Raw genomic sequence first — 12,972 nt, forward strand, 5'->3', positions numbered from 1 at the left:
CGGATGAGTCTGCCCGGCCGGTCAACGATCGTTTACGACACCGACCGGTGCTGGGCGGGTCGTCTTCGGTGATTTCCGAAGTTCGTGTTCAGAGGCTCGGTTGAGTGGTCTGCGCTCCCTGGGTCAGTAGTCGGCGCAGCGTCGTCGGGGTGCGGCCGAGGTGCTCGCGGACGGTGCGTGTCAGGTGCGCCTGGTCGGCGAAGCCGAGGTCTGCGGCCAGGTCTGCCAGGCCGGTCTCGCCCTCCACGAGCCGGTTCATGGCTTGGCCGACGCGTACCCGGTTGCGGTAGCGGGTCAGTGATACGCCCGTGTGCTGTGAGAACAACCGGCTCAGCCGGTACGGCGAGACCTTCAGCAACCCGGCCAGTGAGCGCAGCCCTGCCGCCTCCCGCGCACCGTCGATGATCGCCTCGCGGGCCGCTGCGACCAGCGCCTGATCGGCGGGACGCGGACTCGGGACCGGCCACCCGGCGGCGCCCGCGACGAGCCGGAGCAACTCCTCGGTCAACGCGTAGTCGATGTCCCCGCCTGCGGCGGCACCGAGCAGCCGGCGATGTGCCAGCTCGAGGCGGGCGTCGACATACATCGCTCTCGCGACCACGGGCCCTTCCCAGAACTCGGGCGCGACGGTCACCGAGGTGCAGACGTCACCACCGGCGGGATGAGCGAATCGCTCCTCCTCGCCCGGTGCGCCCAGGTAGCCGATGGTGGGGTCCAGATCGGCGTCGACCCCGTCGGCCTGTCGCCGGAATCTGCCGCGCCGCACGAGCACGACGCGGTGGTCATCACGCGCTTCCGGCTCCGACCAGCGGGTGTGGTCGGCGTGGCATGCCACCGTGGTCACGGTGAATTCCGGTCGGATGGTGAGGGTCATGGCGGACAGCACGCGCGAACCTTACGCCGAGTGGACGACCAAACGAGGCCGCAAGGATCTTCAAGACCCGGGGCCGGTCCGGAATGAATGCTGGGTGGGCAAGCAACCACACCGAGGAGACACCGACATGACCGTCCGCGCGGAACTCACCGCGATCAGCATCGACTGCGCTTCCCCGAAGGCACTGGCGGAGTTCTACCAGAACATCACCGGCTGGGAGATCACCCACAGTGACGACGACTCCGCCTATCTGGGCGACGGCCCGATCCAACTCGCTTTCCAACGAGTCGATGGCTACCGGGGCCCCGGTTGGCCGGATTCCGGCAAGCACGCCCATCTCGACTTCACGGTCGCCGATGTGGAAAGCGCGACGGAACAACTGCTCGCGCTCGGTGCGACCAAACCCGGTTTCCAGCCGGGTGCGGGCCAGTGGACGGTCCTCGCCGACCCCGAAGGCCACCTGTTCTGCATCGCCGCGGGCTGACCAGGAGAATCCCATGGCATCCATTCACAAGGAATTCATCGTCGAGGCCACACCCGAGCAGGTCTGGGATGTACTCGGCGATTTCGGCGCCGTGCATGAACGCCTCGCCCCGGGCTTCGTCATCGACACACGGCTTGACGCGGACACCCGTACCGTTACCTTCGCCGACGGCACCGTCGTCGCCGAACGGCTCGTCGATCTCGACCCGGTGAGCAGGCGCGTCGCCTATACCGTTGTCGGTGGGAGCCTGCACCCCTCCCATCACCACGCCTCGATGCAGGCTCTGCCCGCCAAAGGCGGCGGGACGCTGTTCGTCTGGCACACCGATGTCCTCCCCGATGCTCTGGCCGCACCGATCGCCGAGTTCGTCGAACACGGATCGACTGTCATGCGTCGGGCGCTGCAGGAAGCGGCATCGCGGCGGCCGGGTGGCAGCGAACTCGCACCGGAGAACGCTCATTAGCCGGGAGGACGTCCACGGGCCGAGCCCGGCGGGGGTGCGGGCTTTCCGCGCCGGCCCTTGGACTTCCACTGTGCGGTGGGTGTCGGGATGCGGCTCTGGGACAGGCGTCTCCGGCCGAAGTCGTTGATGCTGTCGGGTCGGCGGAACCGCCTTGGCTCGAGGGCGGCGTTCGGCTAACGACCGGTTGCCAGTTGTCGCAACGATATGTCCAGGTCTCGCACCAGCTCTCCCACGCGGCCGCGACCATCCGGGGCTTTCGGGTAACGCGTCAGGACACTCAGCACGATTGGGGTGGCCAGGCCTCGTGCCCTCTCGATGTAGTCGGCGCCGACATTACGGGCGTCGCCGGCATTGAGCTCGAAGGCGCGGGCTGCGTGGGCGGCCGACCCGAGGATATGCAGAACCTGAGTCGCTTTCGCCAGTGGGTGGAGGAACGCCGCGCTCGCCGCGGCGACAGCTGCTCGCGCAGCATCGCTCGCCGCGGCCTGCCCTGCATCACGTGCCTCTCGATACGCCCGGTGCGCCGCCCACGCGGTGTCACGGATCGCCTTGGTCCGCTCGGCTCCATTCGCGAACTCCTGCGCGGCGTCGATCGCGGTTCGTGGGCGCCCATCGGCAGGGCGCTCGCCTTCGAAGATCGCCAAGGCGGGTTCCGCGCAGGCCACGGCATAGCCGGTGATGTCGCGCAGTTCGGCCATGCCGAGTTCTATCGTCAGGTCCTTGTTGGCCATATCCATGGCATTCGACCGTATCGTTGGACCATCGGTTGGGGCTTTTCGGCGATACCGGCAGTTCGGTGACGCAAAACCTTCGACTCGGTGGATCATTGGTTCGTTGACCGGGGAACGGCGCCGGAGGTCAGCGGTGGGCGCATGAATATCTCGGTAGGGAACCGCGTCGAATGTCAGGGGCGCTGCAGGTGGGCGTAGCGTGCGGCAGGTGAGTTTTCGTGAGCACACCTCGGCCGGCAGCCGTCCCACGAGATGTCTCTTGTCATGGTCTCGCTCACCGTCCGCCGCGGCACCACGCCGGCAGCGCTCCTCACAGCTGCTCGTCACGCAGCTCGACCGGGCATACCTCGGTGGCCGGTCGGCAACTCGGCGGAACGGTAGCAGCCGTGGCCGAGCGGCGCTGCCGGCGATGTGGGCTGCAGCCGGCGGTACGGGCGGTCCAGGTTCTCGGGCCGGTGGTGGCGCCGGCTGCGCGGGCGGCGGCGAGGTGCCGTGTCCGATGGTCACCACGCCGGTCCACTCGACGTAATGGAGAACGGTTCGCGAACCGGCGCGGCAGGGTAGGATCGGTGGTGGCCACGGGCCAAATTTCGGCTTCCTACTGTTTCGAGGGTAGGTGACGATATGCCGGCAACCGATTACGACCGGAACAAACCGGCGGCGATGGCCCTTCCGAGGGAGGGCTATTTCGAGCTGGAGCGGGGTAGATATGGTCCGATTTATCCGCGGACCCCGGCCTGTTATGGATTCTCGATAATCGCGAAGGTGAAACCGGGCCGAGAAGAGGCCGTTCGAACATATGGTAAGCAGATCGAAGCCGCGGTAGGGGCCGATCCGACCGTGCTGGCACCGCTGCGGCTGCACTATTTGCGGTGGCTGTTGTTCGATATCGGTTCGGGACTGCATTTCCAGTATCAAGGCATCTTCGACACGGACTTCGACAAATACACCGAGGACGCCGTGGCGCTCTTCTCCCGGACCGGTATCACCACTGTTTTCACCAACCTCGAGGGCTTTCCCGAGGACTGGAAGGAGAATCCGGGCGCGTTCGTGAAATTCGTTCGAGAACACCATTTCCCCAGTTTCCTCGAGTACGGCGAATACCCCTACGTCACCGCCGATGAGATCAAAAAAGCGCTGCGGCTCGAGGCGGCGTTTTCCGAGATGCTCGATCAGATGCAGTGAGCACCTGAGCCGATGCTCGAACTCGACGATATTCAGCACATCCTGCTGACCCGCACCCCGGCGGTGACCGGCCGCTACGAGTTCCTGTCCTTCGACGAGCCCGCCGGAGGCCGGGCCTGGCTGACCGCGTTGTCGAAGCAGGTTCGGTCGGTTGCGGACGTGCGCGCCACGATGGATGGTTCCGAGTGCTGGATCACGCCGGCTTTCACCTGGCGCGGGCTACGAGCACTAGGGGTACCAGAGGAAGCGCTTGCCACCTTTCCCGACGAATTCCGTGAGGGCATGGCCGCCCGCGCCGACATCCTGGGCGACACGGGTGCCAATCACCCGGACAACTGGGTGGGCGGATTGGCCGGTGACGACCTGCACGCCATCGTGATCATGTTCGCCCGCACCGAGGCCGCACACCGGCGGTGGACGGCCGAGCACCGCGAACTGGTGGCCCGCTGCCCGGGTGTGCGCGTGTTGTCGTCCTTGGAATTGAGCGCGACGCCTCCGTTCGACTACGCCCACGATCATTTCGGGTTCCGCGATCGGTTGTCCCAGCCGGTGATCGAGGGATCCGGTGAAGAACCGACACCCGGCTCGGGGGCGCCGCTGAAGCCCGGCGAATTCATCCTGGGCTACCCCGACGAGGCGGGACCACCACGCGGGCTGCCGCAGCCGGAGGTGTTGTCCCGTAACGGCAGCTACATGGCCTACCGGCGGCTGCGAGAACATGTGGGTGCGTTTCGGGACTATCTGCGCGAACACGCCGACACGCCGGACGGGCAGGAGCTGCTCGCGGCCAAGTTCATGGGCCGCTGGCGAAGCGGTGCCCCTCTGGTGTTGTCCCCCGACCGTGACGATCCGCGGCTGGGCGCGGATCCGATGCGAAACAATGACTTCGACTATGGACAGATGGACCCGCACGGCTACGCGGTACCGCTGGGCGCACACATCCGGCGGCTCAACCCGCGCGACACCGCGGCGGATATGAACCGCCACCGAATGATCCGGCGCGGCGCCACCTACGGACCTGCCCTACCGGAAGATGCCCCCGATGACGGGGCGGACCGAGGTATTGCCGCGTTCATCATCTGCGCCGGCCTGATCCGACAGTTCGAGTTCGCCCAGAACGTCTGGATCAACGACAAGACATTCCACGGACTCGGCAACGAACGCGACCCATTCTGCGGCGCCCAGGACGGCACCCTGGAGTTCACCGTCCCCAAGCGGCCCATCCGCACGGTGCTCGCCGGCCTGCCGGCGTTCACCACCCTTCGAGGCGGCGCCTACTTCTTCCTACCGGGTATCCGCGCCCTGGGATACCTGGCCGGACTCGATGGTCGGGAGGCGACGTCATGAGCACTCTGCCGCCGGCGCGCACTTACAACCAGCACCATATCCCGCGCACGCCCGACGGGCGGCGGCGGATCAGCATCTATTGGGCATGGAGCTACCCGTGGGAGGCCCAGCGTGATTCCACCGAAATGAACAACCGCTTCTCCACGATGACCGAAGTCCGCAACGTGGCATGGCCGAGCTACGAAACCCCCGAGTACGAGACAGCTCACTTCCTGCAGGGCATTGCCGGCACACTCGAGCTGTTTCACCGCTCGACGCTGGCGTTTCAACGGCTGGCGGGTGAGGCGACCGGTCATCCCGTGGCGGTGTTCCAGCGCATCGACCAGGCGGGTTACCTACTGCCGATCGACGAGCGGATTCTGGCCGACACCGACACGCTGATGGTGTTCGGGCTCGATCACCTCCTCTCCCGACAGGAAGCCGCACCCGAAGAGAGCGCCGCGATCCAGCAGTGGCTGCAACGTGAGGGCGCCTGCCTGCTCTTGGCGCCACACCACGATGTCGGCTTCACCGACGACTACACCCAGCGACAAATCGAATACGAACATCACGGCGACCCGCTGGTGCCCCGGCAACAGCGATTCGGCCAGTACACGCGGTCGCTGATGCGAACACTCGAAGTGCCGGTCCACAACATATGGGGGCTGCGGCCCGCCATCGTCGACGGTACCCGGGAGATCGCCCCCCTGACCGGGTTCCGCGATCTGGACGGACCGCGGCTGCTGAACAACGTCACCACGTTCAACTTCCACCCCCATCTGCCGCACTACGAGCTCACCGCACCGGAAAGCGACTCGCTGCGCGTCCTGGGTCGTCAGCGCGTCGACCCCACGCGCCCCCATCCCTTCACCGCGGCCGGTAACACCGAGTTCAACGCGCTGATCTGGATGCCACCCACCGGCCGCCGCGCCGGCGATATCGTGCTCATCGACTCCACCAACTTCACCACACTCTTCGGCGGCACCGACAGTCTCGAAAACCTCTGGCACAACCTCGCCACCATGAGATGATCCGGGAATCTCGGTGCGATCCGTGGATTTCGATCAGGTGAGTGTGCTCGGTCGCACCGACGGCGTCGGCACTCGGTACCGCCTCTCACATGGCCTGTTTCACCTTCGCGGCGAATTCGTAGCGGCGTTCCCGGTCCGGGCCGTTCGGGGCGATGATCACCCGTTCGGCGCCGCGGTCCGCGTACTCGGCCAGTTGCTCGGCGGCGCGGGTGGGATCGTCCGACAGCGGGGGACCGACAATCGTGACGGCCGGTGTGGGCCTACCGTATTCGTCGGCGAATCGCGTCAATTCGGAGACCGTGGCCGGCAGGGCGTCGGATCCGAGGCCGATTGCGATCCAGCCGTCGGCGTAGGCCGCGGCGCGGCGGCGTGCCCGGAGTCCGTCGCCGGCCACGAGTACCGGCGGCAAATCGGCGGCCGGAGCCAGGGCGACCTCGGTGCCGTCGGGAAGCGTTGTCGTCCGGCCCGCCACCAGATCCGGCAGGACCGCGAGCGCCTCATCGGTGCGCCGACCCCGTTCGGCGAACGATGCGCCCGCGGCGCGCCAACCGATATCGCCGTGGACCGGGTTGCCGGTGCCGACTCCGAGCAGCAGTCGGTTACCGGAGACGTGCTGGAGTGTCGCGACCTGTTTCGCCGCCCACGCGACCGGGCGCAGCGCGAGCAGCAGCACCCCGTAACCGATTCGGATGCGTTCGGTCACCGCTGCGGCGGTGGACAGTACAACCCGTGCTCTCCAGGATCGGCGCACTGGCCACCAGGTGGTCGGTCGACCACACCGAGTCGAGGCCGAGGTCCTCGGCGAGCCGAGCCGCGGCGCGCACATCGCCGAGTATCGGCCGGTCGGGATCGGGGGTGGAGGTGGGAAGGATGGTGCCGATGTCGAAGGGCATAGCGGTCCGATCGAGTTGAGGACGTTCGTAGGTCGTGGTGATTGGAAGGCCTCGGTGCGGCGAAAAATTCCGAACGGCTGTCCACGGCGGTGGCGGGCGAGCGTCTCTACGGAGTGCTGGAACAGCGGCCGACCGAGATCCACCGGGTCGGCGCTGCGCTGGTGGTCTCGAGCGGCTTCCTCACCAACGCCGCGGTGCTCGGGTTCCTACTCGGTGAGGCGGATGTGGCGGTCTGCGATTCGCCGGCGCACGCGAGTCTGGTCGCGGGCGCCCAGTGGGCGGGTTGCCGGCGGGTGACCTCCCGACACCGGTTCGACCGAGCGCCGGCGATCATCGAAGGCCACTACAGCATGACGGTGATCTGGGTCGTATCGCCGAGAACGCCGCCGTGGCACGCGGATACGACTGCGCCGCCCTGGTCGACGAGGCGCATGCGCTCGGCGTCCTCGGACCACACGGTCTGGGCAGCCGCGAACATTTCGATCTGCCCGGCGATCCGGTCTATCCGGCCGGCAGCCTGTCCAAGGCGATGGGCAGCACCGGCGGTTTCATCGCCGTCGCCGACGACCTGGTGCGAGCGATCAAATACGCCGTGCCGGGTATGGCGCTGTACACCGCGGGGCCGTCACTGTCGAATATCGCCGCCGTACTCGCCGGTCTCGATGTGTTGGCCGACGAACCGAAGCGACTGGGAAGACTATGGTCCAACGCCCGCCTGTTGAGTGTCGCGCTGCGTGAACGGGAAACGGATCCGGCCGATTCCGAATCCACCCCCCATCGTGTCGGGCGAGGTGCGCGCCGGCCACGCCACCACCGCCCTGTTGCAGCGCGGTATCAACGCGGGCGCGATCTTCGCCCCGGTCGTCCCGGCCGGCACCGGACGGCTGCGGTTCTTCCTCACCGGCGAACACACCGAACGCCAATTTCTCGACACCGCCGAGCAATTGGCCGAGGTTCTCGTCCGTATCGAGCACATCCCCGATCTGTCCCTCGGCGCCGGCGCGCGGGCCGGCCTGCCCGACCCGTCGTGAACGACCCGACCGGGCCGGTGATCTGCCGGTTCGTCGCCCCGGAGGGGGCAATCGCCGGGGTGGTCGGGGCGGTATGTCCACCCCTGTCGGGCACGGCCGATGTCGGTATTGGGACTACCACTGTGCGTCCGCGGGGAAAGCGCGGTACCGTAGCGCCGCGTGATTACCTGTCTGCCGTCGTACCTCCCCGGTCGGGAGTCGAGATGACCATCGAGCAATCCGTCGAGCACCCGGTCGAAGACGATGTCACGCAGCTGGCGCGGCGAGTCGAGAAAGCTCGCCGGCGGCTCGCCTACCAGTTCGACCCCGCCTTGACCGAGGCGTTGTCCGAGGGTGAACTACACGCCGAGCGCGAACTGGCCGAACGTATTCGCGAACAGGAACGCGAGCAGCGTTGGAAGGAGATCCAGGCGGCGGCCTCGGCGGCCGATCGTGCCCGGCAGACCACCCAGGAGATCGAGAAGGCCGATATGCGAGACCTGCTGATCGCCCGCAAGGCGATCGCCGCACAGCGCCGGGAATCCAGCCCGCACGCCAAACTGGCATCGCTGTACCGGCACCGTTCCTGGTCGCTGCGCGCGCTGGCCGGTGTGGTCGGTGCGGGCATGTTGTGGTCGGCGGTCAATGTGCAGCAGAACATCGCGCCCACCGGGCCGAGCGATCCGCTGTTCTGGTTCAGCTATCTGCTGGAGGCGATGATCAGCGTCTGTCTGATCATCATCATGATCGGCACCAGCAAGGTCTCCGAATGGGAGGTGCTCGACAGCCGCGGGCAGGTCGTGGCCGCCGAGCTCGCCCTGCTGTCGCTCACGGTCGGACTGAACACCTATCCCTATATCCGCACCGGTAACTGGTATGACGTCGCCGTGCACGCGGTCGCGCCGGTGATGATCGGTGTCGCGCTGCTCATCCACGAGGCGGTGAGCTCACGCTACGGCATGGCCATCGCGCGGGCCACCGAACAGGTCCGGGATCTGCCCGACCCGGCCGAGCAGATCCGGCGCACCCTGCCCCGGGTCGGTTATCAGTTGAGCGCGGCAGCCGATGCGGCGCAGGCTCTTCCGGAACAGAGTTACGAGGCGCTCGAGGAGTCTGTCTCGTCGGAACCCGACGAGTACGCCGATATCGTCGACGCGGAGGAAACCGACGAGGAGCAGGAGACGGCGGAATCCGCGAGTTCGGCGGCCGATACCGCGCGGGAGGGGACGAATTCCTCGGACGCCGAGCGGTCGGCGGTCGTCGCGGCGGTGAATATCGGTACGGCATGGAATGTAGCATCGGAATCCGATGCGGTGAGGACATCGGGCGCGAACGGATCCGCGCGGGCCACCGGCGCCGGTGCGTCCGACGGCCGGTCGGCGACACCGCTGCCATTCGACGAACTGCTGGGATCGACCGCCGAAACCATCTCGTCCACCAAGCCCGCGGCCAAGCCCAAGGCGGATATGCCCCTTGACGAACAGCTCGCGGACTGGTCTCCGCCGGTGAGCGCGCCGGAAGCTCCGGCGGCGCCGGCGAAGAAGACCGCACCGGCCAAGTCGACGACCCGTTCCGCGCCGAGGAGCGCCGCCGCGCGCACCGCGTCGTCCGGTGAGTCGGCGCCCGCGAAGAAGTCGGCCGCCGGGGCGGGGACGGATACACCTGGTTCCACGGAAGCCGTGGCGCCGCCCGCCAAGAAAGCCGCCCGCTCCGCATCGGCCAAGGCCGCCTCGTCCACCGAAACGGTTTCCTCGCCGAAGAAGTCCGCCGGCCGGTCGGCGAAGTCGAGCCCCTCGAACGGTCCGTCCGGGCCTGCCGAGCCCGTCGCGGAGGCCGTCGCACCCTCCCCGGCGACGAAAGCGGATACCCCCGGCGCGTTATCCGAACCGGCCGCCGACCCGTCGGCCCCGCGTGCGAACGGCACGGAGAACCCGCCGGCCGGTGACGAGGGCAGCATCGTCGCCGCCTACCCGCATATCTTCCACCCCGGCAGCGCCTACGACACCGGCCAGTACCGGGTGGCGGATATGCTGGAACAGGACATCGCCAAGATGCAGGCCGAGCGGGAGCGCCGTCGCGCACAGGCGGCCCGGAGTGCGTCCAAGAGCGGAGCATGAGCAACACCACCGGATGAGGGGGTGCGGCAGTGACGGAGCGGAAACCGCCGGACATCGGTTTCGAGTCCTGGGTGGACCGCAAGATTCGCGAGGCGACCGAACGCGGCGAGTTCGAGAACCTGCGCGGTGCCGGCAAGCCCCTCCCCGGTGCGGGCAACCCCTATTACGACGAGGACTGGTGGCTGAAGGAGTACCTGCGGCGGGAAGGGGTAGGCGGCGAGGCGACCCTGCCCCCGCCGCTGGTGCTGCGCCGTGATGTGGAACGCCTGCCGGAAACGGTGGCCGATCTGATGTCCGAACAACAGGTTCGCGACGAGGTTTCCGCACTCAACCGTCGGATCGTGGAATGGCTGCGCATGCCGACCGGACCGCATGTCCCCCTCTCCCCGGTGAATGCCAACGAGACCGTTCGACAGTGGCGGCAGCGGCGCGAGCGGAAGTCGCGCCCCGCGCCTCCGCTCGCCCGTCCGTGCGTCGTTCCCGTCTCCGCCGCCGGAGCGGGACCGCCGTCGCGGTGTTCGTGGTGGCGGCGTCTGCTTCGCCGCGGGGGTAGGTCCGTGTCGTGAGTGGCCGGGGGATGGCGGACCCGAGCCCGGTGCGCTTGTATGGCGGGATGGATCTACAGACACTCGCCGACCGGATCGAGATCACCGATCTGTTCACCCGGTACGCGCACGCCGTCGACAGTAAGGACTGGGCCCTCTACCGCACGGTTTTCACCCCGGACGCGCAGATCGATTACAGCACCGCGGGCGGTCCCAGCGGCGATCTCGAGACGGTGGTGGCGGCGTTGTCCGAGCAGTTGCGGTTGTTCGGCCGCACCCAGCATTTCGTCTCCAATATCGATGTGCGGCTCGACGGTGACCGCGCGACGGTGCGGGCGATGTTCTTCAACCCGATGATCGTATCGGAGGGCAGGCAGTTCACCTGCGGCGGCTGGTACAACCACGAACTGATCCGCACCGCGGACGGCTGGCGCAGCACCCGCCTGGTGGAGGAGGCGGCCTGGTTCGACGGTCTGGAACAGGCCTTCGCCGAGTAGGAGCGTCGTAGGATTCGCCGAAATCGGCGGATATGGAGTAGCCGCGGGTGGTCCGTGGCCATCCGTCGGTGGGGTGCGCGGGTCGATGCGGCATGATCGGTGTGGTGAGCACACTGCGTGAGAAGGCCTCCTCGTTCCTCGAACTTCACCGGCCCGGCGATCCGGTGATCCTGCCGACGGTATGGGATGCCTGGTCGGCGGATCTCGTGCAACAGGCCGGTTTCCCGGCGCTCACGGTGGGCAGCCACCCACTCGCCTCTTCCCTCGGCAAATCCGACCAGGAGGGTATGGCCTTCACCGATGTGCTCGCCCGCGTCCGGGAGATCAGCTCCGCGGTGGACATTCCGGTCTCGGTGGACCTCGAATCCGGATACGGCGTCGAGCCGAAGGCGCTCATCGAAGGACTGCTGCAGGCGGGTGGCGTCGGCTTCAATATCGAGGACGTCGTGCACGGCGAGGGCGGGCGGATGCGGGAGCCGCAGGAGCACGCCGATCTCGTCGGCCTGCTGCGGCAGGCGGCCGACGAGACAGAGGTCCACGTGGTCGTGAACGCGCGCACCGATCTGCTGCGCGGCCCCTTCGGTGAGCCCGCCGAGCTGGTCGAGCAGGCCATCGAGCGATTGCGGCTGGCCGCGGCGGCGGGCGCCGACGTGTTGTACCCGGTCGGCCGCTACGCGCCCGAGATCCTACGCCGGGTGTGCGCCGAGCTGCCACTGCCGGTCAACGCCGTCGGTCTGCCGGATAACGATGATCGAGTGTACTTCGCCGAGGCGGGCGTGGCGCGGGTGAGTTTCGGCCCATTCCTGCAGTACGCGCTCGCCACGGAGGCGAAGCGGTTGCTGGAGCCGTGGCGCTGAATCTCTGTTCGACACGGTCGCCGCCGGAATCGGCGAATGGGCCGGCGGCCGGCGCCGCACCGCAAAATTAGAACACGTTCTTGCCGTGGCGGGTCGTGCGTGCGAGTCTGATCCCATGGATCTCGTGGCACTCGAAACCATCCGCAGCCTCAAGTATCGGTACTTCCGGACCCTGGACCTGAAACTGTGGGACGAATTCGCCGATACCCTCGCCGTCGACGTCGAGGGGCGCTACGGTACCCACGCGATGGGGGAGCCGCTGGTGTTCAACGGCCGCGACGCCGTCGTCGACTTCATGCGCGCCAACCTCGGTCCCTCCCTCATCTCCACCCATGTGGCCAACCATCCGGAGATCACCGTCGACGGTGATACCGCCACCGGCAGCTGGTTGTTCGAGGACACGGTGATCGCCACCGAATACGGTGTGCTGATCCGCGGCGCCGGGTACTACACCGACCGCTACCGGCGCGATGCCGACGGCGTGTGGCGGATCACTGCCACCGGCTATCGGCGCATCTACGAATCGTCGCAATCCCTGGCGGATACCCCGAGCCATCGGCTGCTGTCGAATATGTGGGCGTCGAGCGAGCAGGCCTGAGACCCGCCCTTCAGGGCGCAGGACGGCACAGCCCCGGATCCGGCCCTGATCGAGGAGCTCGAAGGCGTGGGCACCCGATTCGAGGTCGAACCGCTGGGTGCGCACCCGGATCTGTCCGGCGCGGGCCGCGATCGCCACGGAGTCGGCCATACCGCCGTCGGCGCCCGGGGGGCGGTGTCCGGCCCACCGAGCCGGACATCTGTCCGGATGAGGCATTGAACAGCAGTGTCGTACTCTGGCTCGCTTACAGTACGGTCACACGGGTATCCGAAGTGCTTCGGTGCCGGCAAACTGCGGGCGGAGTCTGCGTACCTGCCGAACACGGTCGGGTAACGGAGGATTCGACACGCCGGGGTCCGGG

15 protein-coding genes and 1 pseudogene are annotated in these 12,972 nt (G+C 67.5%); 12 read left to right on the plus strand and 4 right to left on the minus strand.

Going from position 1 to position 12,972, the window contains the following annotated elements; genetic code table 11:
- Nucleotides 1–88 precede the first annotated feature (88 nt).
- The gene (locus ON20_RS28900) at nucleotides 89–886 is read right to left on the minus strand and encodes a helix-turn-helix domain-containing protein (RefSeq protein ID WP_040840892.1); all 798 of its coding nucleotides are present in this window, start codon (nucleotides 884–886) and stop codon (nucleotides 89–91) included.
- Nucleotides 887–1,001: 115 nt separating this feature from the next.
- Here ON20_RS28900 and ON20_RS28905 point away from each other — a divergent pair, with 115 nt between their 5' ends.
- Nucleotides 1,002–1,358, plus strand: coding sequence for a VOC family protein (locus ON20_RS28905; RefSeq protein WP_040840895.1), 357 nt, complete (start codon nucleotides 1,002–1,004; stop codon nucleotides 1,356–1,358).
- A 13-nt stretch (nucleotides 1,359–1,371) separates the two neighbouring features.
- Nucleotides 1,372–1,821 (plus strand): SRPBCC family protein, encoded by a 450-nt coding sequence (locus tag ON20_RS28910; RefSeq protein ID WP_051163587.1) that lies wholly within the window; start codon nucleotides 1,372–1,374, stop codon nucleotides 1,819–1,821.
- A 173-nt stretch (nucleotides 1,822–1,994) separates the two neighbouring features.
- Here the strand turns inward: ON20_RS28910 and ON20_RS28915 are convergent, their stop codons facing one another.
- A complete protein-coding gene (locus ON20_RS28915) occupies nucleotides 1,995–2,552 on the minus strand; it encodes a putative immunity protein (protein WP_305080304.1) in 558 nt (185 codons plus the stop codon).
- A 624-nt stretch (nucleotides 2,553–3,176) separates the two neighbouring features.
- On the opposite strand from ON20_RS28915, the gene ON20_RS28920 reads away from it, so the two are divergent.
- From ON20_RS28920 to ON20_RS28930, 3 genes are read left to right on the plus strand one after another with little or no spacing between them, the layout of a single operon-like run.
- A complete protein-coding gene (locus tag ON20_RS28920) occupies nucleotides 3,177–3,737 on the plus strand; it encodes a hypothetical protein (RefSeq protein ID WP_040840901.1) in 561 nt (186 codons plus the stop codon).
- 12 nt (nucleotides 3,738–3,749) lie between these two features.
- Nucleotides 3,750–5,084, plus strand: a complete 1,335-nt coding sequence (locus ON20_RS28925) for a Dyp-type peroxidase (protein WP_040840903.1) — start codon at nucleotides 3,750–3,752, stop codon at nucleotides 5,082–5,084.
- Nucleotides 5,081–6,094, plus strand: coding sequence for a hypothetical protein (locus tag ON20_RS28930; protein WP_040840905.1), 1,014 nt, complete (start codon nucleotides 5,081–5,083; stop codon nucleotides 6,092–6,094). Before ON20_RS28925 ends, ON20_RS28930 begins: the two co-directional genes overlap by 4 nt.
- 85 nt (nucleotides 6,095–6,179) lie before the next feature.
- Here ON20_RS28930 and ON20_RS28935 read toward each other — a convergent pair whose 3' ends face one another.
- On the minus strand, nucleotides 6,180–6,797 hold the full coding sequence (locus tag ON20_RS28935) for an LLM class flavin-dependent oxidoreductase (RefSeq protein WP_245547555.1): 618 nt from the start codon (nucleotides 6,795–6,797) through the stop codon (nucleotides 6,180–6,182).
- A 533-nt stretch (nucleotides 6,798–7,330) separates the two neighbouring features.
- Nucleotides 7,331–7,465, minus strand: a complete 135-nt coding sequence (locus ON20_RS40070; protein ID WP_281032929.1) for a hypothetical protein — start codon at nucleotides 7,463–7,465, stop codon at nucleotides 7,331–7,333.
- On the opposite strand from ON20_RS40070, the pseudogene ON20_RS40750 reads away from it, so the two are divergent.
- The 7 genes and pseudogenes from ON20_RS40750 to ON20_RS28965 all read left to right on the plus strand — a co-directional run.
- A pseudogene (locus tag ON20_RS40750) lies at nucleotides 7,403–7,696 on the plus strand (aminotransferase class I/II-fold pyridoxal phosphate-dependent enzyme); the annotation flags it as partial. The gene ON20_RS40070 and the pseudogene ON20_RS40750 overlap by 63 nt on opposite strands.
- Nucleotides 7,697–7,766: 70 nt before the next feature.
- Complete coding sequence (locus ON20_RS39460) at nucleotides 7,767–8,018, plus strand: hypothetical protein (RefSeq protein WP_051163588.1); 252 nt, start codon at nucleotides 7,767–7,769, stop codon at nucleotides 8,016–8,018.
- 203 nt (nucleotides 8,019–8,221) lie between these two features.
- Complete coding sequence (locus ON20_RS37505; RefSeq protein ID WP_245547556.1) at nucleotides 8,222–10,114, plus strand: hypothetical protein; 1,893 nt, start codon at nucleotides 8,222–8,224, stop codon at nucleotides 10,112–10,114.
- 29 nt (nucleotides 10,115–10,143) lie between these two features.
- Nucleotides 10,144–10,680, plus strand: a complete 537-nt coding sequence (locus ON20_RS28950) for a DnaJ family domain-containing protein (RefSeq protein WP_040840907.1) — start codon at nucleotides 10,144–10,146, stop codon at nucleotides 10,678–10,680.
- A gap of 47 nt (nucleotides 10,681–10,727) precedes the next feature.
- On the plus strand, nucleotides 10,728–11,156 hold the full coding sequence (locus tag ON20_RS28955) for a nuclear transport factor 2 family protein (RefSeq protein WP_040840909.1): 429 nt from the start codon (nucleotides 10,728–10,730) through the stop codon (nucleotides 11,154–11,156).
- Between the two features lie 104 nt (nucleotides 11,157–11,260).
- On the plus strand, nucleotides 11,261–12,013 hold the full coding sequence (locus ON20_RS28960) for an isocitrate lyase/PEP mutase family protein (RefSeq protein WP_174361953.1): 753 nt from the start codon (nucleotides 11,261–11,263) through the stop codon (nucleotides 12,011–12,013).
- A 115-nt stretch (nucleotides 12,014–12,128) separates the two neighbouring features.
- Nucleotides 12,129–12,611, plus strand: a complete 483-nt coding sequence (locus tag ON20_RS28965; RefSeq protein ID WP_040840913.1) for a nuclear transport factor 2 family protein — start codon at nucleotides 12,129–12,131, stop codon at nucleotides 12,609–12,611.
- Nucleotides 12,612–12,972: the final 361 nt, after the last annotated feature.

This window comes from Nocardia brevicatena NBRC 12119 (assembly GCF_000308495.1).
Taxonomy (GTDB): domain Bacteria; phylum Actinomycetota; class Actinomycetes; order Mycobacteriales; family Mycobacteriaceae; genus Nocardia; species Nocardia brevicatena.